We start from the raw sequence: 19,672 nt of genomic DNA, 5'->3' as shown, positions 1-19,672 counted from the left end.
TTCTCAGATCAGGTCGAACGCCAGGAGCAATGTGCCGCCGGCGATCGCCAGGCCGTAGGGCAGGCGTTCGAAGGGACGGTCGGAGGCGGCGCGGATAGGGCGGCGCTGGATGCGGCGGATGGTGAACCAGCCAAGGAACAGGACGAAGCCGGCCAGCCCGACATAGACCAGCAGGCCCGGCCCCTGCGGCAGGGCGAACCAGCCCGCGCAGCCCGCGTAGAACTTGGCATCGCCGCCCCCGACCATGCCCAGGCGGAACAGCAGCATTCCTCCGGCCAGCGCGATGAGAACATGGGCGGCGTGGCTGGTGAGCGCATCGATTCCGCCCAGAACTCCTGCGCATGCAAGGCCCGCCAGCCCGGTCGCAAGGCAGAGCAGGTTCGGGATCAGGCGGCGGAACAGGTCGGACCATGCGGCATGGAGGCAGGCTGGAAGAAGCAGCGCGAGACCGGCCCAGAATGTCACTGCCATCACTGTTGCTCCTTGCTGGAGGATACGGCGGGACCGCCAAGCTCGATATGGACAAGGGGTTTGAAGCCGCGCGCATCGGCGCTCAGGTGAACCGTGCGGCGCGGTACCGGCGGGGGCTTCGGCGCCATTACCGACTCAGTCTCGGCGGCTGCAGCGGAGGGTGCGATTTCGGGCTTCGTTGGAAGCGCCTCGGTAACGTCTGCAAACTCGATGCGCACGAGCGGATGAAATCCCTCGCTGCCCGATGCGCCCGTCCGGGGGAGCGGCCCGCGTCCCGGCGCTGCGCGGCCGGTTGTGCGCAGGGCGACGGCGCCGCGCGAGATCCGCGTGAGTGCGCCGGGTACGACGGAGCGGCGGGGAATTTCGGGCAGGGCGGCCGGCGCGATTTGGGCGGCGAGGTCGGCGGCGTGACGCTCGGCCATCAGGGGCGAGCGCATCAGCAGCGCGAGGTTGGACCGGTACTTGGCGTTGGCGGGCTCGATGGCGAGGGCTTCGGAGAAGAAGCGGTGGGCCTGCTCGAACCGGCCGAGCCGCGCATAGGCCACGCCCAGACCGTTGGCGGCCGCGCCGACGGGTTCGCCCGCTGCCAGCGCGACCTGGAACTGCGCGATTGCGGCGCCGATCCGCCCGGCGGCAAGGTCTTCGCGTCCCTGGCGAGTGGCAGCGCCGGCTGGGGATCGTGTGCCGCCGATGGGGCGGACCGCAATCTCCGGGCGGCTGTCATGCCGCAGTCCGAACAGTTTCAGCGCACCGCTGCATCCGGTCAGCGGCAGCAACATCCCGAGCGCCATGCAGAGCGTACCGACTGGCTTCACCTTCATCTCAGCCTCCCATCATCTGCGGAATGAGAATGCGCACCACGCGGATCGCGGCGGGCAGCATCAGCGTGCCGATCATCGTCGGCAGCAGGCAGGCGACCAGCGGCACCGAGATCAGCACCGGGATGCGGTGCGCGCGCTCTTCGGCGCGGAGCCTGCGTTTCTCGCGCATCTCGGCGGCATAGACCCGCAGAGTGGAACCGATGCTGGTGCCGAGCCGGTCGGACTGGATCAGCATCGTGGCGAAGGATGAAATCTCGTCCAGCCGCGCGCGGTCCGCCATGCCCCGCAGCGCCATCTCCCGCGAGGCGCCGGCCCGCAGGCTCAGCGTGGCGGTGACCAGAAGCTGCGCGACCGCGGGATGGGACGCGACCATCTCGCGGCCGACGCGGTCCATCGCCGCCTCCAGGCCGAGGCCCGCCTCGATGCAGACGAGCATCAGGTCCAGGCTGTCCGGGAAGCCGTTGAGCACGTCGCGGCGCCGTCCGGCCGCGCGGGAACGGACGTAGATGTTGGGCCCATAGAGCGCCGCCAGCGCCAGCCCTGCGCCGAGCAGGTAGAGCTTGAAGTAGCTCATCTCGGTCCCGGCCAGCAGCAGCGGGACGATGACGCCGAGCGGCAGCACGATCACCAGGACGAGCCGAAGCAGGGTGTAGACGCGCGGCGCCGCCGGGGATTCGAAGCCTGCGGAAACCATCAGGTCGCGCAGGGCGTCGCCCTTGGTGTCCGCAAGGTTGAGGCCGGTCTTCTCGATGCGGTCGGCCAGCCGCGACCAGGCATCGTTGCTGCCTCGGCGCAGCGAAACCGGCCTATGCGCATCGAGCGTGCTGCGGCTGAGGGTGTCAAGCTGCTGGCGGACCAACGCGCGCTGGCTCACCATCAGCAGGATCGTGAGCACGAGACCGGCGACGATCGCGAAGACCAGCCCAAGGGCCAGAAGGCGGACGAGAGTATTGCCGACGAGCAGGTTCAACATATCACACCTTGATGTCCGTGATGCGGCGAATGGCGAGGATGCCGATGGCGTAGAGGCCGAACAGGCAAGGAAAGCCGATCGTGAAGATGCGGTCCTGCGCGACCTCCAGGTAGAAGGCGGGGTTCATCAGGAACATGCTGACGAAGGTGAACACCGGCAGCACGGTCAGCATCCACCCGGTCATCCGGCCTTCCGAGCTGAGTGCGCGGACCTTGAGAAAGAGCGCCGCGCGCTCGCGGATCACCCTGGTCAGGTTTTCGATGATCTCCGCAAGGTTGCCGCCGGTCTCGCTCTGGACCGAGACGGAGACGACGAACATGCGGATGTCTTCCAGATCCCACCGATCGGCCATGGCGGCCAAGGCATCGTTGAGTTCGGCGCCGTAGGAGACTTCGTCGGAAACCAGGCCGAATTCCGACCCCACCGGATCGTCCATCTCCTCGGCGACGAGGGCGATGGCGGAGGCGATGGGGTGCCCGGCGTGGAGCGAGCGCGAGAAGATGTCGAGCGCGACGGGGAACAGTTCCTCCATCCGCCGGCGGCGCTTCTGGGCCTTGCGGTTGATCAGCAGCAGCGGGAGCCCGAAGGCCAGCGCCGCCGCGAAGGCGAGGACCAACTGGAGCACGCCCATGGTCACCGTCCGGCCGGACAGCGAGACCAGGAACAGGGCCAGGAACACCACGGCGGCGAAGGCCAGTCCCATGCGCAGCAGGATCTGCCGCGCATCGATGCGGATCGCCGCGGCCATCAGCGTGCGCACGAAAGCGACATGGGCCCGTTCCAGCCAGGTCGCATCGGCGGAGAGCTGCGGCGGCGCGTTCTTGAGCAGGGTATGGGCCACGCGGTCGCGGTCGTGCCCGGCGCGGAGCATGCGCAGGCGCTCGTTCACGGCTGCACGGTCCGCCTGGTACTGCCAGATCAGGCGCAGCAGCACCTGGGCGATGAGGAATACCGCCGCGAAGACCGCGACCATGGTGACCAGCCGGACGAGGACGGCGCTCATGCCTCCAGCCTCGCGGTCGGGCGGAACAGTTCCGGTTCGAGGTGGATGCCGTGGGCGGCGAGGTCGGCCATGAAACGGGGGCGGATGCCGGTGGCCTCGAAGTGGCCGATAACGGTTCCGTCGTCCTCGCGGCCGGTGCGATGGAAGCGGAAGATTTCCTGCATGGAAATCGTCTCGCCTTCCATGCCGGTGATCTCGCTGAGCGACAGGACCTTGCGCTTGCCGTCCGGCAGGCGGCCGATCTGGAGCACGACATTGATGGCCGAGGCGATCTGCGCCCGCACGGAGCGCGGCGCGATGTCGATGCCGCTCATGCCGACCATCTGTTCGATGCGGGAGAGCGCGTCGCGCGGGGTATTGGCGTGGATCGTCGTCATCGAGCCGTCGTGGCCGGTGTTCATGGCCTGCAGCATGTCGAAGGCCTCCCCGGCGCGGCATTCGCCCAGGATGATCCGGTCCGGCCGCATGCGCAGCGCGTTCTTGACGAGTTCGCGCTGGGTGACTTCGCCCTTGCCCTCGATATTGGCGGGGCGAGTCTCCAGGCGGGCGACGTGTTCCTGCTGGAGTTGCAGTTCGGCGGAATCCTCGATGGTGACGATCCGTTCGTGGCTGTCGATGTAACTCGACAGCGCATTGAGCATGGTCGTCTTGCCCGAGCCGGTGCCACCGGAGATGATGACATTGCGCCGTGCGAGCACGACCGCCTGCAGGACCTGCGCCATGGCGGACGGCATGCTGCCCAGGTCGATCATGCGGTCCATGCCGATCGGCTTCTTCGAGAACTTGCGGATCGATAGCAACGCCCCGTCGATCGCCAGCGGCGGGACGATGGCGTTGACGCGCGAGCCGTCCGGCAGGCGGGCATCGACGAAAGGCGAGGATTCGTCGACGCGGCGACCCACCGCGCTGACGATCTTCTGGATGATGCGCAGCAGGTGGCGGCTGTCCTGGAAGCGTGTGCTGACCTTTTCCAGCACGCCGAAACGCTCCACGAAGACGGCCTCCGGGCCGTTGACGAGGATGTCGTTGATCGTCTCGTCCTTGAGCAAGGGTTCGAGCGGCCCCAGCCCCAGTAGCTCGTCCAGCACTTCCTCACAGAGCAGCAGCCGCTCGGCGCGGTTGAGCATCTCGCTGCTGTCCTCCAGCAGTTCGGTGATGATCGCGGAAACTTCGCTGGCGATCGTCTCACGCGGCATCTTCTCCAGAACGGAGAGATTGATGCGGTCCAGCAACTGGCGGTGGATGTGGATCTTGAGGGTGGAGAGCTGGCCACCTGCCTTATCGAAGGGTTCAGGTTGCGGCTTGGCCGGTTCCGCGTTCGGGACCGGCAGTCCGGTGACGTTCCCGGCCTGATCGAGATCCCCGGGCGATCGACGCAATTGCCACATGTCAGTTCTCCCCTACGCGTAATCCGGTTCTCAGCGTTTCAGCCAGCGTGCGGACGTCCGCTGCGAAACGGCTCTTGCGCTGCACCTGGCCGACGAGGCGCCCCTCCGCCTGCGCGGCTTCCACTTGCGGCGCGTCGAGGGCGATGGTGCCCAGCACCGCGTGCCCCAGCGTGCGGGCGGCGTCCGAAACGTCGATCGTGCGGAACAGGCGCTTCTCGGCGCGGTTGACGACGATGGCGATGCTTTGCGGCGCGATGCCGACCGAGGCGAAAAGGTCGAGCCGTCGGCGGGCCTCGCGCAGGCTGGCGATCGAGAGTTCGACCACCAGCACGATCACCTCCGCGCCTACGGCCGCGGAGAGGGTCCAGTTGGTCCAGTTCGCCGGCAGGTCCAGCACGACATGGTCGAAGCGCTGGCGCAGCAGGTGGATGACGCGCAGGAGTTGGTCGGTATCGACCGCTTCCAGCGGCATGATCGCCTCGGGCGCGGCGATCACCCAAAGGCCGCCGCCTGCCGCGCCGAGGACCGAACCGAGCAGTTCCTCGTCGAGGCGATTGCCGGCGGCAAGGAGGTCGTTGAGATTGCCGCGCGCGGTGGTGCCCAGATAGTGACCGACGTGCCCGAACTGGAGGTCCAGATCGACGATCACCGTGCCCTTGCCGCCTTCCTCATGGCCGGCGAGGTCCGCTGCCAGATGGGTCGCGATCGAGGTCGCGCCGCAGCCGCTGATGGAGCGGGTCACGGCCAGGACCGGCGCCAGGGCGCCCGTCTGCGGAATGCGGACCTGCTGGCGGGCAAGGGTGTCGAGCGAGATCTGGAGGATCTCGTCGAGGTCCAGAGGCAGCGACACGACGTCGCAGATGCCCTCGCGCACCAGCGCCCGCACCAGGGCGACACTGGCGTCACTGATCGCGGCGACCACCGGAAGCGTCGGGAAGGCTTCGCAGACGCGGGTCAGGCGGGCCATCGAGCGTTGGTCCTCCGGGTGCACCTCGATCACCGCCATGGTCATGTCCTGAAGCATATGGGCGGGCAGGAATTCGTGCGGCTCCATCGCCAGGAGATGCAGGCCGAGTACAAGATCGCCCTGGCTGCCGGCCCTGAATTCCTCGATCACGGCCTGAGAGGCGACGACGAGGATCGCGGAGCGTCCGCTCCCGCCGGTCTGGCTGCCCGCTTGGTCGAAGTGCACGTTCTTTCCCATGAGATGCGCCTAGTTTGAGACCGTGCCGCTGCCGTCTTCCATGGTCAGCGTGTAGGCGAAGGTTGGCAGGGGGACCTGCACCCCGAAGACCAGGGTGCTGATCGGCTGGTAGTTCATGTTGCGCAGGCTGACGGTGGTGAGCGGAGCCACGTCCGGCCCGTTCGGGTCGCCCGCAAAGCCGAGGCCGGACCATCCGTAAGTGACCACGACATTGCTGGCGGTGATATGCCCGTCGATCTGCTTCATGCGGGTCACCAGCGCTGTGAAGGCGGTGTTGCTGGCGGTCAGCGGGAAGGCGCAGGAACCACCGGCGGCGCAAGTGCAGCTTACGCTGGTGCCGCCGCTCTGGCAGGTGACGCCGGGAAAGGCGCTGACGCCGACGACGGTGCCCTGCGGAATACCTCCCGCGCTGGCGAAGCTGTAGTTTTGCAGGCCGCTGGCGATCATGTCGGTGGCGACGGCCCAGCGCGCGCCGGTCTGCGTGGCCTTCTCGGCCTGGTTGATCTGCCAGGCATAGAGGCCGATGTCGATGGTGCCGAGGATCAGCAGCAGGAGCAGCGGCAGGACGAGCGCGAATTCCGCTGCGCTCGCCGCCGCGCGGTCCTGCGCGAAAGCCCGGATCGAGAAGGGAGCAGCGGTCACAGCCCTGCCACCGGGCTTTGCGCCGAGGCGCCGAGGGTGCGCGAGGTCCCGCCGAAGCCCAGCGTCCCGAACAGCGAGGGATAGGGCACCTGGGCGCTGATCTTCACCTTGGGGGCATTGCCGGAAACGACCGAATAGAGCCCGCTCGCGCCTGGGGAGCAGGTGACGGCGATCGTCACCTGGGCATCGGTCCAGCCCGGTACCGTGGGCGTTCCGCCGGTGAGCTTGCCGGTCCGCGCCAGGTTCTTCACCGCGGTGCCGTTGCCGCTGAAGGTCGAAGGGCAGGTGTAGTTGCTGAAATCGAGGCGCGAGGCATAGCGGGCGGCGTCGCGGACGCCTTTCACGACGCGGTGCTCGCAGACCATGTACCAGCCGCCTTCCATGGCGCCGAAGATCAGCACCAGCGCCAGCGGCAGGAGCAGCGCCATCTCGGCGGCGGCGGCGCCGGAACGATCGGTCCGGAGCGAGCGAGGGCGGAGGGAAAGAAGCGCACGCATCGTCACTTCACCAGATACGGCACGTCGCGCCGGATCATCTGCGCGGCCGAACTGCCGCCGCCGCTGCCGAGCGAGGTTTCACGGATCACTTCGACATAGACGTCGCTCTGTTCGGTCAGCTTGGTCGAGCCGCTCTTGCGGGCCACGGCGGGTTCGACGAGGAACACGTCGACCCACTTCTGCACCTGCACGCCGGAGGAGGCGCCGCCGATGCCCTGCGACTGGCAGTTGATCACCGCCACCGAGATCACCCGCCGGTCTGCTGCCCCGTTGCCTCCCGATACGCCGCCCACCGGCACACCGGGCGCCTGGCAATAGGGCTGCGGACGGGAGGTGTCGCTGCCGTCGGCCTGGATTTGCAGTCGGGAGCCGGCATTGGCCGCCTCGTACCGATAGACCTGGTAGCGCGTCGGCGCGGCGGTGCCGAAAGTACCGCCGACATCGAAAGTGGAAGGGTAGTTGGCGCCGTTGGTCTTGAAGAAGGCGTTCCGGTCCCAATTGCCATCGCCGATCTGGCCCTTGGCGCAGCTGCCGGTCAGGCTGACGGCGTGGCACATGTCGCGCGGATAGCCCATCGGCGACAGACCGGTGATCTGGGCGGCAGTCAGCGGCGTGGTGGCAGAAGTCGGCACATAAGGGTGCGGCGCCTCGTGCCAGCCGTTGCCGTTGCCGGTCTGGAATGCGCAGTTGCCGGTCCCGCCCTTGTGCATCAGGTCCTTGCGGGTGTTGGCGGAAGGCGGGCAAAGCCCGTTGCCGTTGCCGCAGGCCTGGTTGAGGCCGTTGGCATAGACATCGAAGCGGGTGTTGAGCGCATCCAGCACGCTGACCTGCACGCCGGGCTTGGTGTCCACGCCATCGATACCGAGGCAGTCGCCGGGGATCTCGGTACGGCCCAGCGTCTGGGCGACAGCCTGGGCGCCGTTGCCGGCGTTGGACTGGAGGTATCCGAAGTTGCCCGGCCCATAGTTGCCGCCACCGTCGTTGGCGATCAGGCGGATACCCTTGCCGATGTAGTCCGGCGTGTTGAAGGAGACGTCGCTCGCTTCGGCGGGATTGCACATGAAGACCGGCGGCACCTTGCAGATCGACGATCCGATCCCGGCCATGGCGCTCGCCTTCGACGTGGCGTGGAGCAGCCCGCCGACCGGCGTGAGCGCATAGTCGACACTGCGCGCGGCGACATCGAGTTCGATGTAACGGGCATTGGCATCGCTGGTGGCGGCCTGGGTGGCATCGCGATTCTGCCAGAAGCGCACCGTGCCGGTGGCATCGCAGGCGCTCTCGCTGGCGACGGAGATGCTATGCGTGCTTGCCAGGATCGTGGTGTTCGTCACCAGTCCGATCGCGGCGGCGGCGGCGCGGGAGCAGGCGCCGCTCTTGCCGTCGAGCTGGGTCGCTCCGGCCAGCGCGGCCTGGTCGGCGCCGTTCTGCAACTCGCTGTCCATCCCGGCGAGCCGGGCATAGTCGAACCCGACGCCGCCGACCATGATCAGCGCGAAGAGCGACAGTCCGTAAGTGGCCGCAACGGCGCCGCTCTGGTCGGCGAGGAAGCGGTGGATTGGCGCGTGGCTGATCATGGCCGGGGCTCCGGGGCACTCGGTGGGATTAGTTGGGACCGGCAGCGCCGGAGGCGGCACCTGCAAGGTCGCGGCTGGTGCGAACCCGCTCGGGCTTCTTCACCTTGTCGGTGCGATAGCGCTCCAGGGCGGCGGCGGCGTGCGCGCCGTTGCCGTCCGGAACCGCCGTATCGTAGCGCGGATCGGGATCGATGATCTGCGCGGCCATCGTCTGGCGGTTGGCCTCGCCGAAGTTGTCCTTGCCGCCCATGTAGAACTTGCCGTCCGGCGTGGCGCACCCGGTAACGAGCAGCGCCAGCAGGAGCGCGGGAAGCGTGCGGTCAGAAGTCATAGCCGTCTCCCTTCGGCAGGGTGGAGGAAGGCTGAGCGCCTGATGGCTCGGCCGGTGCCAGCGGCTGCGGCGCATAGGCCTGTCCCGCCAGGAACGTGTTCAGTTCGCCGGGATCTGCCACCCGATCGGTCGGCAGGCGCACTTGCGAAGGCTTGATCGGCGCCACCAGGTGCGGCGTCACCACGATCAGCAGCTCGGTCTCGCCCTTCTGGAAGGCACTGGAACGGAACAGCGAGCCGATGATCGGCAGGGAGCCGAGAATGGGCACCTGGCTGACCGTCGTCTGGAAGTCCTTCTGGAGCAGGCCCGCGATTGCGAAGCTTTCTCCGTCGCGCAGCTCCAGCGTGGTGCTCGCCCGCCGCGTTCGGAGGCCGGGTATGGTGATGTTGCCCACGGCGATCGAGGCGGAAGGATCCAGTGCGCTCACTTCGGGCTCGACGATCAGGCTGATCGTCTTGTCGCTGAGCACAGTGGGGGTGAAGCCGAGGCTGACGCCGAACGACTTGAACTCGACGGTAATCGCCTGGTTGCCGTTGCTGGAATTGCTGCTGGCCTGCGCCACCGGCACCGGGAACTCGCCGCCCGCCAGGAACGAAGCGCGCTCGCCGGAGAGAGCGATCAGCGTCGGCTGGGCCAGCGTCTTGGCCATGCCGCGCGATTCCAGCGCGTTGAGCGTGGCATCGATATCGAGCCCGCCCAGCGAGAAGACCTTGCGGAAGATGCCGAAGGTATCGGTGATCGCGGCCAGGCCAAGGATGCCGGCGTTACTGGTGGAAGTCACTTGGGTGGAGCCGCCGCCCGGTAAAGGCACAGTCGTGGTCGTGGTTGCGCCGCCCGGAACCAGTTGTGCGCCCTTGCCGATCGCGCCCGAGAACGATCCCCCGCGCGACTGGAAGAAGGCGCTGACGCCGATCTCCTTGCCGGTGGAGCGGTTCACTTCGGCGAAGCGGACTTCCAGCATAACCTGTTGGCTGGAGCCGACCGAAAGCAAATTGACCACTTTGTCGCCGGCGAAGGCGCGGGCCAGCTGCATGGCGCGATCGGCATTGCCGGGGCTGCTGACCATGCCGGTCAGGACCACGGAATCGTTGGAGATGCGTGCCTCGATCGGGTCGCCGGGGATGAGCTGGTGGATCTGGTCTCCCAGCGCCTCGACATCGGGGCCGACCGCGACGTCGAGGATCGAGATCACCCGGCCGCCGCCGTCGTAGAGCGTCAGGCTGGTGGTGCCCATCTTCTTGCCGAGGACGTAGATCGAGCGATCGGTGACCGGCAGGATGTCGGCGATGTCGGCGCTGCCGACCATGGCCTTGGCGATCGGGCGGTCGGCGCTGACGACCTGGCTCTTGTTGAGCGGCACGGCAAGCGTACCGGCGTGGAGGGTAGGCGCGAGCGCGGCGGAACGGACGGCCTGTGCGCTGGCGGCGGAAGGGGCGATGAGGGGCGCGGCGGCGGCGATGGCGAAAGCCATGGCGCACGCGGCGGCCCGGTTGCGATCAATAGCCACGTTGCACCTCGTATTCGCTGCCTTCGTTGCCACGGAACACGCTCATGAGCAGTCCGACAGGACGGGGAGCGGGCGTATCGACCCGGGGCAGCGTCAGGTTGACGCGCATCGGGGCGATCCGGGCGGCGGGGGCGGAAGGCGCGCTCGCACGCGGAGCGCCGATCCTATAGTTGCGGGCGGAAAGCTGCGGCGGGATCACGGTAGAAGATGACGTGACCGTCGCATCCGCAGCGTTGCGCAGCGCCAGGCTCAGGATGCCGAGCTGCTGCGAAAGCGCCAGCTTCTGGGCGCCCAGCGTGTCGACCTGCAGCGTCGCCGTCTTGCCGACGGCCGGGCCGGTGCTCTTGTCGTTGGCGTCCACATCCACGGCCAGCACGGGAATGGCGGCAAGGACCACGTCGGTCATCTTGTCCTGGTTGCCCGCATTGTCGCCCGGCATCTGCCGCGTGAGCAGAACGTCGACGATGTCCCCCGGCCGCACGAACCCGCCGGCGGCGGTGGCGGCGCTGATCGGCACGGCGACGGCGAACTGGCCCTTGGGCAAGTTGGCCGAGAGGGTCGGGCGGCCCGACAGTTTCGAGGCCAGCACGGGCTCACCGCGAACGATCGCGCGGATGGTGGCCTGCCCGCCGCGCGTGGCTTCGGCCAGAGTGGTAAAGGCTCCGGCGGGGACCGAGACGGCGGGCCAGCCCACCAGCTTCAGGTTCTGCTCGTTGAGCACGGTTCCGAACGGAAGATCGTTGGCGGCAACGACGATGCGGGTCAGTTGTTGCTGCTGTGCGACTTGCGCCTGGCGTTCCTCTACTCCCGAGAAGTAGGCATTGGCCATGAAGGTTGCCGCAAGGCCGATCGTGACCGCTGCGCCGACGAGTAACAGATTGCGCCCTTTTGCCATGGCGCCTCTCCCCAAGTTGCCCCCAAACGACTGGCGAAGACCCCGCCGCCCGGGCGGCGGGGAGAACGGAAAGATCAGGGGCAGCCGGCCTGGCTGCTGCAGGCGTCGATCTTGGTGGCCGCGCTGCCCATGGCGCCCTTGATCGAGGTGCCCAGCGCATAGGCCGCTGTGCCGATGCCGGCGCCGACGATGGCGAGGATGAGCGCATATTCGGCTGCCGAAGCGCCGGACTGATCGGAAATGAAATCGCGGATGAACTTGCTCATGGCGGTCTCCCAGTTACAGATCCTCAACTGCCGGCGACAGGCCGACAGGAATGCATGGTTCGAGTTATGATACAGTTGTCCGTAGCAATCGCTGCGGTATGTCGTGTCTCGACGAGAGATGTTGCGAGCCGCGACTGCGGTTCTGTTAGATCAATGCCGGCTTGTTGTGCTGTGGCTCCGATCGTCTTTTGCCTCTCCCCAGAGACAAACCAATGATCGGTTGTGAACACATCATCGTCAATCGAAAATGCTAACCTGATTTTTATCGATACAGATCAATAAATTGACCGCGGGTAAGCGGTGGCATTTCAGCAATATTTCGACAAAATACGCAAAAGTTCCGCGCCTTGCCGCTAAAAAAGCCCGTTTCGTCCCAAAAAAGAACAGAAGACTGGCTGAAAATTACGCCAAAAGGATGGGCTTCCTCGGATGCCGGTGCGCTTTGCTGCTGCGAATTGTTATCAGAAGCGCTCAAGCCATGATGATCGTGCTCCCATTAAACGGCGGAAGAGATTGCGATTATCTCGGACGAACTCGGCAGTGGCCATCGACCTAAGCACGGATCAATCGGGTTATTCGGTAGCGCAACTTAGTTTTGCCGAATTGCGCCAGGCGGCGGCATGGCATCGGCACTAGAGTGGACCTTCACCCCTGCGCTTTTGCCGAGCGACCTCCCGCTGCCGCGCTGCCGGCGGCGACTCGCATCCCCGGACCGCAGTCAGAGAATGGCGGAGGTTTCCACTTCTCCTCCCCACGGCGCAAATCACCAGGAACAGATCCACGAGGTTCACGACCGAAAGGATGGGATCATCGGACTGGTCATCTTCGAGAAAGCGCATCAGGCCCGCCGGGACTTTCGCGATAGGCGCCCGGTGGGAATCACAGGCGGCTCGAAGCCTGGGAGGATGAACCGACCGATCCGCCTCCAAACCATCGCATCCTGGAAAAGCGGATTGCCAGGACACCCTTCCCAATTGCGTCATTTTTATGATACGTTATATCATTGCGTTGACCAGGATCGCATCATGCCCATCAGTCCGACCGTAGCGCCCCGCAAGCCGTACCTCACCGTTCTGCCCGCTTTGCTGGGCGCGAGGAGGACCGCGCCGCTCCATCCTATCCGCGCCAATTGGGCAGGACGCCTCATCGTCCTGACCGTTCACGACATGTCGGACGTGAGCATCGACGCCTCCCCCTTCCCGCTCCGCACCGTGGAGACGGCCCAGTGAGCCTCGCCGCGCCGCAATCTCTTCGTACCGCCTGGGCCGCCTCCGATGATCCGGCCGTTCTCGCGCGCATTCTCGAAGAGACCGTCCATCTCGTACTCTGGACGCGGGCCAGGCCGAAAGGTCTGGACTGGCTGGACAAGCTGGATTTCAGCGAGATCGACGATGTGCAGGAAAGTCTTGCGCTGACAGACCCTGCCGCGACCCTTCCCGCCGCCCTGGAGCGGGCAGGCTATCCCGCTGGCGTGCGTGCGGCCGTTCTGGCTGCCGAAATCGCTTCGCTTGCCCGCCGCTTCGTCCGCATCATGGGCGGAGACACGGTCCGCCTGCGTCTGGACATCGTGGAGACGGACGCCTGCCGCAAGTTCCACATGGACAATGTCACGGCCCGCCTGCTGATGCCCCTCACCGAACCCGGTACGCAATGGATTGAGGCGGGCGCCGGAGCGGAAGCCCCGATCAACCACGTGGCCGCCGGCACCGTCGGGCTGTTCAAGGGCCGCATGTGGGCCGAAACGCCGGCGATCCTCCACCGATCGCCGCCGATCGCCGGCACCGGTGCAGCGCGACTGCTGCTGGTCCTGGACATGCCACCCTTGGCCCCGCTCGAAGCGGCGCAGCCATGAACGACCCGCGACGCCCCCTGTACTGGAGCGGATAAGCCGCGCGACGATGTTCCGCGGCGGCGAGTGATCTTACCGGTTCCCCCAAGGTCCGCCATGCCGCCAAGCCCTGCCCCACTGAACAGGCTTGGGCATCGGCAACAAAATGTATCGTCAGTTCCCCGACCGACCGCACCGCCAACTTCTATAATTCTCTTATACGACGTTTCAATCGGCTCAGGGGGGCTCCATCATGATAACCGTCTTCAACAATTGGCAATTCTCGAAGAAAATGCTCGTCACGTTCCTTGCGATCGGAGCGCTCATGGGCACGCTGGCGGGATCGGGCATCATCGTAATGAGAGAGCTGGAGGCCATCGCCACGCGGCATGTCGAGCGCGGCATCGCCGGAACCGATGCTCTGGGGCGCCTGATGACCGGACTGAGAGAGCACCGGGTGATCATCCTGTCGCAGATGAACGCGCGCTCACCCGAACAGGAGCGCAACTACGCCGAGCGCTTCGACAAGAACCGGCAGGCGATCGACCGCGCGGCGAGCGACTACGCTCCGCTCGCCGGCGAATTCACCCCGCAGCTCTCCTCGCTGAAAAGCCGGATCGACCGGCTTCACGAGGTGAACAGCCGGATCTTCGCCATGAAGCAGCGCAGCGGCGCCGAGGCGGCGCTGGCGATGATCCTCGGGGAAGGCAAGGACATCTCCGATGCGGCTTCGAAAGAGGCCAACGATCTCATCGCGCTTCAGAAAGCGCGCGCCAAGGCGTCTAACGACACCGGCAAGGCTTTTGCCCAGCGCGCGTTCTGGTTCATCCTCGCGGTCACCGCGATCGGCATGGCCGGGCTGTTCGCCATTTGGCGCCTGCTGGCCCGCTCGGTCTCGGCGCCGCTGGCCGAACTGTCGCGCACGACGACGACCCTGGCCGAGGGGGGCACCGCGCGTGTGCCGAGCCTGGATCGCGGCGACGAGCTGGGCGATGTCGCCAAGGCGGTCGAGCAGTTCCGCATGGCGGCCGTGAACCGCGCCGAGGCGGACGCGGCCGCCGCCCGCGCGCAGCAGGTCATCACGAGCGCGCTGCGCGACGGCCTCGCCGCGCTGAGCGAAGGTGACCTCACGGCCCGCATCCAGGCCGAGTTTCCTGCCGACTACGCGGAACTCAAGACCAATTTCAACGAGGCCCTTTCCACGCTCGGAACGCTCATCGCCGCCGTCGGGCAGAGCACCGAGGCCATTCGAACCGGATCGGGAGAGATCGCCCAGGCCTCGGAAGATCTTGCCCGGCGCACCGAATCCAGCGCGGCCAGCCTTGAGCAGACGGCGGCAGCGGTGACGCAGATGGACGGCCGGCTCAAGGCCACCGCCGTCTCGGCCACGCGCACTGTTGAGCGGGCGGACGGCGCCATCTCGACCGTGCGCGGCGGGCGCGAAACGGCGCATGAGGCGGTGGAGGCCATGACGCGGGTCGCGGACAGCGCGAAGGGAATCGACAGCGTCATCGAAGGCCTCGACAAGATCGCGTTTCAGACCCGCGTCCTGGCGATGAACGCCGCCGTCGAAGCCGGACGGGCCGGGGAGGCAGGACGGGGCTTCGCGGTCGTCGCCGACCTGGTTTCGGCCCTGGCGATGCGGGCGGAAGAGGAAGCCGGCCGCGCGCGCGATCAGCTCACGACCACGCAGTCCGAGATCGTTTCGGCCGTCGAAATGGTCAGGCATGTCGACGAAGCGCTGGCCGCGATCACCAGCGACGTCGAGGAAGTGCATGGTCTGCTCGGCTCGATGGCGGCCGACAACCAGGCGCAGTCGACAGCGATCAGCCAGATCAGCGTCGCTATCGGGACCATGGACCAGTCCACCCAGCAGAACGCGGCCATGGTCGAGGAAACCTCGGCGGCAGCCCGGAACCTGTCCAACGAAGTCATGACGCTGGCCGGCCAGACCGCCAGCTTCAAGGTCGCGGCATCCGCGACGCCGCCCCGCCCGCGCAGCTTCGAAGCGAAGAAGCCGCGTCCTGCACGCGTCTCCGGCAATGCGCATCTGCGGCTGCTCTCGGCCCAGGTCCCCAGCGAAGCCGACTGGAACGATTTCTGAAGCGCGCCCGGCCGCAGCGGACGTCTGCTCGCTGCGGCCTGGTGGGTTATCCGATCAGGCCATAGGCGGCGCCAAGCAGGGCGCAGGCCAGCAGCACCGGGATCATGCCGATCCTGAACCGGAAGACGGCCACCGCCGCGCCAAGCGCAAGCACGAGAGCGGGGACATGGAGCGAGGTCGGCACCGGCACATCGAAGCCTCTGCCGACGAAGCCGATCGTGCGGGTCTGAGTGAAGATCGTGTGCACGGCGAACCAGACCGCAAGATTGAGAATGACGCCGACCACCGCGGCCGTAATCGCGGTCAACGCCGAGGACAGCGCGCGATTGCCGCGCAGCCGCTCGACGAACGGCGCGCCGGCGAAGATCCACAGGAAGCAGGGCACGAATGTGACCCAGGTCGTCAGGACCGCGCCCAGCGTGGCCGCGACGAGCGGCGACAGTCCCGTCGCCTCGCGGAAGGCGGCAAGGAAGCCGACGAATTGCGTGACCATGATCAGCGGGCCAGGCGTCGTCTCGGCAAGGCCCAGGCCATTGAGCATTTCGCCCGGTTTCAGCCAGCCATAGGTGCCGACCGCTTCCTGAGCGACATAGGCGAGCACCGCATAGGCGCCGCCGAAGGTCACGACCGCCATCTGGCTGAAGAACGTGGCGATCTGGGTGAAGACGTTGTCCGGTCCCGCCAGGACCAGCAGCGTGATAACCGGCGCCAACCACAAGGCGAGCAGAGCGCCCGATATCTTGAGCGACCAGGCAAGGTTCGGGCGGGCGTGTTCGGGCAGACCTTCACCCAGCGCCGTCTCGGCATCGTGAACGATCCTGCCGCCCGCCGAGCCATGACCACCGCCGCCGGCCTTGAAGGCGGCAAGACCGGCGCGGCCACCGGCATACCCTCCCAGGCCGGCGAGCAGGACGATCAGCGGAAACGGCGCGTCCAGGAAGAAGATGGCGAGGAAGGCCGCCGCCGCGATCCCGCGCATCACGCCGTTCTTCAGCGCCCGCGACCCCACGCGAACGACGGCCTGGACCACCACGGCCAGCACGGCGGCTTTCAGGCCGAAGAACAGCCCTTCGACTAGCGGCGTCCGGCCGAGCAGCACATAGACGTAGCTCAAGCCCAGGATCGCCAGGAAACCCGGCAGGACGAACAATGCCCCGGCGACAAGGCCGCCTTTGGTCCGGTGGAGCAGCCAGCCGATATAGGCCGCCAGTTGCTGCGCTTCGGGGCCGGGCAGGAGCATGCAGTAGTTCAGGGCATGGAGGAAGCGCTCCTCCCCGATCCACTTCTTCTCCTCCACCAGAATGCGGTGCATGACTGCGATCTGACCGGCAGGCCCCCCGAAGCTGAGCGCCGCGATGCGCGCCCAGACGGCGACCGCCTCGGCGAAGGCGATGCCGTGATCGCCAGTGGCCGGCAAAGGCCCTTCGGCAGGTTCGATGGCGACAATGGTCATGGTTCGGTCTTCCTTGCGCTGAAGAAGGCATGGAACTGGTTGAGCGCCTCACCGGCCTGGGCGATGCGCTGGAGGTCCTCGTCGCAGGAGGCGCATATCCCCGAAAGGATGGCGCCGAGCCCCGGTGTCTCCGGGCGATTGAACCTGCCGTCGCCGATGTCGAGATCATGGATGATCTCGCCGATCGCCACGAGAGCCGGGTCGTCGCCGAGGCCGGCCCGCAGCACCAGGGTCTCGAAACTGCAGCGATCTTCCTCGTGCGTGAATTCCGCCTCGGCCATGTCGAAGCGCAACTCGCCCAGGCCGGGCAAGTAGCTGCGGGCATCGACGAACTTGAAGGTGGCTTGCGGATCTACGAACCTGCGAATGAGCCAGGCGCAGGCGATCCGGTCGACGTGGACGCCGCTGCGCGTCACCCAGACTTTCGCCACCAGGTCGAGCGGCTCCTCGGAAAGCGGTTGCGATCGGCCGACGTCCGGATGCTCGTACCGCTGGCGATCGAGCTGTGCGAGCGCCGCCTCGGCATCCCGCCGGCGGGGTGCGCCGAAGTAGTCGAGCGCCTTGACCTCATCCAGCCGCTTGTGAAGGCGGACGATCTCGCTTCCGTTCGCGGGGCCTGTTTCCAGCAGGCGACGCGCGTTCTGGGTGATGTCCTCATAATCGGCATTGCGCGCGTCGTCGAACAGTGCCTGCACTTCCGCATCGGTCATGCCGACCAGCAGACGGGCTTCGATCAGAATCGCTTCGCCCCCGCCGGCGACGATCTCATCCAGCAGTTCCTGGAAGGTTGCCGCGTGCTCCGGGGCCCTGGGGAGAACGTGGACCGCGTTCTTGATCGGAACCGCGCCGATCGCCTGAAGGCGGCGCCAGATCTTGACGCGGAAGTAGGGCGGCTTCGTCGGCAGCTGATGGAGCAGCGCCAGCCAGAGGGCGGGTGACGGTTTGAGCATGTTGATATGGGTATATCACAGCTTCCACCCGTAAGAACAGCTATATCATTCCCTGCTGTGAGATCACGGTTGCGATCCTTTGGCGGTACCCAACTGACGCGTCAGTTCCTTACTTCTCTCTAATGAGTGCTAGATATTCCTCGTTGGTCGCGGTTTCCATCCAGGTCACAGGCGAGCCGCCGACCCATCCCTGGATGTAGATATGGGTCATGTGTTCGTGTGGTCCGAGCCCGAGGTTTCTACCAGCTATGAGTAGAGCCTGTGCCCGGTTTGATGCCCAAGCGTGGACGTGATGGCCCGGTTTGCCGACCGAACTGGCTCCTACCTCGGCCGGGGTTCTGTTCCCCAGGCTCGAGTAAGGCCGGAAGTGGTTGTGTGTAGCGCGACAAACAGGATGAGGATTGCGCGTCAATCAGGATGAGAATGTGATTGTCGCGGCGCGTCATTCAGTGCCGATTTTGCTTTTCGCTGGCAAGGATCTCGTTCTCATCCTGATTGTCGCGGATGGTCTCGAGGACTTTCGGAGTGGTGTAGGCGGCAGGACGTCCAGCCCCGGTGCGGCGGGCCTGAGCCGTGCGCCGGCGATAACTTTCCACGTTCATCTCGAAGATCGTGGCGTGATGCACGAGCCTGTCGACCGCAGCGAGCGTCATTGCCGGGTCCGGGAAGACGCGGTTCCATTCACCGAAGGGCTGGTTGGCGGTGATGAGCAGGGATCTGCGCTCATATCGGGCACTGATCAGTTCGAAGAGGACAGAGGTTTCCGCTTGGTCGCGTGAGACGTAGGCGAAGTCGTCGAGAATGAGCAGATGATATTTGTCGAGCTTGGCGATTGCGGATTCCAGCGTCAGTTCGCGGCGAGCCACCTGCAGACGTTGGACGAGGTCAGAGGTGCGGGTGAACAGTGCTCGCCAGCCTTTTTCCACCAATGCCAGGCCGATCGCCGCCGCCAGATGGCTTTTGCCGCCGCCTGGCGGGCCGAACAGGATGAGATTGGAACCCTGGTCGAGCCAACCATCGCCGGCGCACAGGGCCATGACCTGTGCCTTGGAGATCATCGGCACGGCCTCGAAGGCGAAGCAGTCCAACGTCTTGCCCGCCGGCAGGTGGGCTTCAGCCAGATGACGCCCGATCCGGCGACGATCGCGTTCGGCGAGTTCGTGTTCGGCGAGAGCTGCAAGGAACCGGCTCGCGGGCCATCCTTCCTTGTCCGCCTGGGCTGCAAAATCTCCCCAGATATGCTTAATGGTTGGCAAGCGCAGTTCATTGAGCATCAGGCCCAGGCGCTGTGCGTCGATCATGGGAGCCGTGCTCATGCCGCTTCTCCCTGTTCGATCAGCCCGTCGTAGATCGAGAGCGAGACCATCTCGACCACGACTTCGGGCAAAGTGGCGGGATCGGGGCTGAAGCGGGCCCGAAGTGCCGACAAGCATGGGATCCTGCGGATTGCCAGGTTCTCCTCCAGGACATGGGAGAGCTCCGCCTCGCAGGCGCGCTCGTGGGCCATGGCCAGAAGCTCGACCATGATCCGGCAGGCTTCTTTCTCGCCCACAGCTTCCAGCAAGTGCTCGAACATGAGGCGGTAGGGCGCACGGGGGAACAGGCTGTCACGATAGACCAATCCCCGCAGCGCCATCGGCTTGCGGCGCAGGGAATGAATGACATGGCGATAATCGACAACGTGGCCGTGCTTACCGTTCACACCGGCGCGGCCGCGCTGCAGGGTCATGAGCCTTGTGCCGCCGATGAAGACATCGAGACG

Annotated in this window: 20 protein-coding genes and 1 pseudogene; 3 read left to right on the top strand and 18 right to left on the bottom strand. The window is 66.2% G+C overall.

Annotated features, from left to right (window positions below; genetic code table 11):
• Positions 1 to 3: 3 nt before the first annotated feature.
• The 14 genes from L284_RS45190 to L284_RS48140 all read right to left on the bottom strand — a co-directional run bounded on the left by L284_RS45190 (position 4) and on the right by L284_RS48140 (position 12,050).
• Positions 4 to 471 carry an A24 family peptidase gene (locus tag L284_RS45190; protein WP_021236032.1) on the bottom strand — a complete coding sequence of 156 codons (468 nt, stop codon included), beginning with the start codon at positions 469 to 471 and terminating at the stop codon, positions 4 to 6.
• Positions 471 to 1,292: a tetratricopeptide repeat protein gene (locus tag L284_RS0125005; protein ID WP_021236031.1), complete on the bottom strand. Its 822-nt coding sequence runs from the start codon at positions 1,290 to 1,292 to the stop codon at positions 471 to 473. The genes L284_RS45190 and L284_RS0125005 overlap by 1 nt, the downstream gene beginning before the upstream one ends.
• 1 nt (position 1,293) lies before the next feature.
• Positions 1,294 to 2,265 carry a type II secretion system F family protein gene (locus L284_RS45185; RefSeq protein ID WP_021236030.1) on the bottom strand — a complete coding sequence of 324 codons (972 nt, stop codon included), beginning with the start codon at positions 2,263 to 2,265 and terminating at the stop codon, positions 1,294 to 1,296.
• A gap of 1 nt (position 2,266) precedes the next feature.
• On the bottom strand, positions 2,267 to 3,268 hold the full coding sequence (locus L284_RS45180) for a type II secretion system F family protein (RefSeq protein ID WP_021236029.1): 1,002 nt from the start codon (positions 3,266 to 3,268) through the stop codon (positions 2,267 to 2,269).
• The gene (locus tag L284_RS45175; RefSeq protein ID WP_021236028.1) at positions 3,265 to 4,656 is read right to left on the bottom strand and encodes a CpaF family protein; all 1,392 of its coding nucleotides are present in this window, start codon (positions 4,654 to 4,656) and stop codon (positions 3,265 to 3,267) included. The genes L284_RS45180 and L284_RS45175 overlap by 4 nt, the downstream gene beginning before the upstream one ends.
• Position 4,657: 1 nt before the next feature.
• Positions 4,658 to 5,860: an AAA family ATPase gene (locus tag L284_RS45170; RefSeq protein WP_021236027.1), complete on the bottom strand. Its 1,203-nt coding sequence runs from the start codon at positions 5,858 to 5,860 to the stop codon at positions 4,658 to 4,660.
• A 9-nt stretch (positions 5,861 to 5,869) separates the two neighbouring features.
• Positions 5,870 to 6,502 carry a TadE/TadG family type IV pilus assembly protein gene (locus tag L284_RS45165; RefSeq protein ID WP_021236026.1) on the bottom strand — a complete coding sequence of 211 codons (633 nt, stop codon included), beginning with the start codon at positions 6,500 to 6,502 and terminating at the stop codon, positions 5,870 to 5,872.
• On the bottom strand, positions 6,499 to 6,999 hold the full coding sequence (locus tag L284_RS45160; protein WP_031343178.1) for a TadE/TadG family type IV pilus assembly protein: 501 nt from the start codon (positions 6,997 to 6,999) through the stop codon (positions 6,499 to 6,501). Before L284_RS45160 ends, L284_RS45165 begins: the two co-directional genes overlap by 4 nt.
• Positions 7,000 to 7,001: 2 nt before the next feature.
• Entirely contained in the window at positions 7,002 to 8,576 is a 1,575-nt protein-coding gene (locus tag L284_RS45155; RefSeq protein ID WP_021236024.1) for a TadE/TadG family type IV pilus assembly protein, read from the bottom strand.
• 28 nt (positions 8,577 to 8,604) lie between these two features.
• Entirely contained in the window at positions 8,605 to 8,907 is a 303-nt protein-coding gene (locus L284_RS45150) for a hypothetical protein (RefSeq protein ID WP_021236023.1), read from the bottom strand.
• The gene (locus L284_RS45145) at positions 8,897 to 10,414 is read right to left on the bottom strand and encodes a type II and III secretion system protein family protein (RefSeq protein WP_235054600.1); all 1,518 of its coding nucleotides are present in this window, start codon (positions 10,412 to 10,414) and stop codon (positions 8,897 to 8,899) included. Before L284_RS45145 ends, L284_RS45150 begins: the two co-directional genes overlap by 11 nt.
• Positions 10,404 to 11,309, bottom strand: a complete 906-nt coding sequence (gene cpaB / locus L284_RS45140) for a Flp pilus assembly protein CpaB (RefSeq protein WP_021236021.1) — start codon at positions 11,307 to 11,309, stop codon at positions 10,404 to 10,406. The genes L284_RS45145 and cpaB overlap by 11 nt, the downstream gene beginning before the upstream one ends.
• A 74-nt stretch (positions 11,310 to 11,383) precedes the next feature.
• Positions 11,384 to 11,575, bottom strand: coding sequence for a Flp family type IVb pilin (locus L284_RS45135; protein WP_021236020.1), 192 nt, complete (start codon positions 11,573 to 11,575; stop codon positions 11,384 to 11,386).
• Positions 11,576 to 11,837: 262 nt separating this feature from the next.
• Complete coding sequence (locus L284_RS48140) at positions 11,838 to 12,050, bottom strand: hypothetical protein (RefSeq protein WP_152524778.1); 213 nt, start codon at positions 12,048 to 12,050, stop codon at positions 11,838 to 11,840.
• Between the two features lie 550 nt (positions 12,051 to 12,600).
• On the opposite strand from L284_RS48140, the gene L284_RS48320 reads away from it, so the two are divergent.
• From L284_RS48320 to L284_RS45125, 3 genes are all read left to right on the top strand, one after another.
• Positions 12,601 to 12,804, top strand: a complete 204-nt coding sequence (locus tag L284_RS48320; RefSeq protein WP_160172156.1) for a hypothetical protein — start codon at positions 12,601 to 12,603, stop codon at positions 12,802 to 12,804.
• Positions 12,801 to 13,427: a DUF1826 domain-containing protein gene (locus tag L284_RS0125000; RefSeq protein WP_021236018.1), complete on the top strand. Its 627-nt coding sequence runs from the start codon at positions 12,801 to 12,803 to the stop codon at positions 13,425 to 13,427. Before L284_RS48320 ends, L284_RS0125000 begins: the two co-directional genes overlap by 4 nt.
• Before the next feature lie 229 nt (positions 13,428 to 13,656).
• Complete coding sequence (locus L284_RS45125; RefSeq protein ID WP_021236017.1) at positions 13,657 to 15,507, top strand: methyl-accepting chemotaxis protein; 1,851 nt, start codon at positions 13,657 to 13,659, stop codon at positions 15,505 to 15,507.
• A gap of 46 nt (positions 15,508 to 15,553) precedes the next feature.
• Here the strand turns inward: L284_RS45125 and chrA are convergent, their stop codons facing one another.
• From chrA to L284_RS45105, 4 genes and pseudogenes are all read right to left on the bottom strand, one after another.
• Positions 15,554 to 16,960: a chromate efflux transporter gene (chrA, locus tag L284_RS45120; protein WP_021236016.1), complete on the bottom strand. Its 1,407-nt coding sequence runs from the start codon at positions 16,958 to 16,960 to the stop codon at positions 15,554 to 15,556.
• Positions 16,957 to 17,910 (bottom strand): chromate resistance protein ChrB domain-containing protein, encoded by a 954-nt coding sequence (locus L284_RS45115; protein WP_021236015.1) that lies wholly within the window; start codon positions 17,908 to 17,910, stop codon positions 16,957 to 16,959. The genes chrA and L284_RS45115 overlap by 4 nt, the downstream gene beginning before the upstream one ends.
• Positions 17,911 to 18,356: 446 nt before the next feature.
• On the bottom strand, positions 18,357 to 19,226 hold the full coding sequence (gene istB / locus L284_RS45110; RefSeq protein ID WP_021235954.1) for an IS21-like element helper ATPase IstB: 870 nt from the start codon (positions 19,224 to 19,226) through the stop codon (positions 18,357 to 18,359).
• Positions 19,223 to 19,672 (bottom strand): annotated as a pseudogene (locus L284_RS45105) (IS21 family transposase); the annotation flags it as partial. The gene istB and the pseudogene L284_RS45105, both read right to left, overlap by 4 nt.

The organism is Novosphingobium lindaniclasticum LE124, assembly GCF_000445125.1.
Classification (GTDB): domain Bacteria; phylum Pseudomonadota; class Alphaproteobacteria; order Sphingomonadales; family Sphingomonadaceae; genus Novosphingobium; species Novosphingobium lindaniclasticum.
This window is presented reverse-complemented; position numbering and strand designations above follow the sequence as displayed.

Bases quoted from the DNA above. Each gene is read 5' to 3' on its own strand.
- L284_RS45185 (WP_021236030.1), bottom strand. From the start codon at position 2,265: ATGTTGAACCTGCTCGTCGGCAATACTCTCGTCCGCCTTCTGGCCCTT.
- L284_RS45190 (WP_021236032.1), bottom strand. From the start codon at position 471: ATGGCAGTGACATTCTGGGCCGGTCTCGCGCTGCTTCTTCCAGCCTGC.
- L284_RS45125 (WP_021236017.1), top strand. From the start codon at position 13,657: ATGATAACCGTCTTCAACAATTGGCAATTCTCGAAGAAAATGCTCGTC.
- istB (WP_021235954.1), bottom strand. From the start codon at position 19,226: ATGAGCACGGCTCCCATGATCGACGCACAGCGCCTGGGCCTGATGCTC.
- L284_RS45170 (WP_021236027.1), bottom strand. From the start codon at position 5,860: ATGGGAAAGAACGTGCACTTCGACCAAGCGGGCAGCCAGACCGGCGGG.
- L284_RS45160 (WP_031343178.1), bottom strand. From the start codon at position 6,999: ATGCGTGCGCTTCTTTCCCTCCGCCCTCGCTCGCTCCGGACCGATCGT.
- chrA (WP_021236016.1), bottom strand. From the start codon at position 16,960: ATGACCATTGTCGCCATCGAACCTGCCGAAGGGCCTTTGCCGGCCACT.
- L284_RS48320 (WP_160172156.1), top strand. From the start codon at position 12,601: ATGCCCATCAGTCCGACCGTAGCGCCCCGCAAGCCGTACCTCACCGTT.
- L284_RS45175 (WP_021236028.1), bottom strand. From the start codon at position 4,656: ATGTGGCAATTGCGTCGATCGCCCGGGGATCTCGATCAGGCCGGGAAC.
- L284_RS45180 (WP_021236029.1), bottom strand. From the start codon at position 3,268: ATGAGCGCCGTCCTCGTCCGGCTGGTCACCATGGTCGCGGTCTTCGCG.
- cpaB (WP_021236021.1), bottom strand. From the start codon at position 11,309: ATGGCAAAAGGGCGCAATCTGTTACTCGTCGGCGCAGCGGTCACGATC.
- L284_RS0125005 (WP_021236031.1), bottom strand. From the start codon at position 1,292: ATGAAGGTGAAGCCAGTCGGTACGCTCTGCATGGCGCTCGGGATGTTG.
- L284_RS45150 (WP_021236023.1), bottom strand. From the start codon at position 8,907: ATGACTTCTGACCGCACGCTTCCCGCGCTCCTGCTGGCGCTGCTCGTT.
- L284_RS45135 (WP_021236020.1), bottom strand. From the start codon at position 11,575: ATGAGCAAGTTCATCCGCGATTTCATTTCCGATCAGTCCGGCGCTTCG.
- L284_RS45115 (WP_021236015.1), bottom strand. From the start codon at position 17,910: ATGCTCAAACCGTCACCCGCCCTCTGGCTGGCGCTGCTCCATCAGCTG.
- L284_RS45155 (WP_021236024.1), bottom strand. From the start codon at position 8,576: ATGATCAGCCACGCGCCAATCCACCGCTTCCTCGCCGACCAGAGCGGC.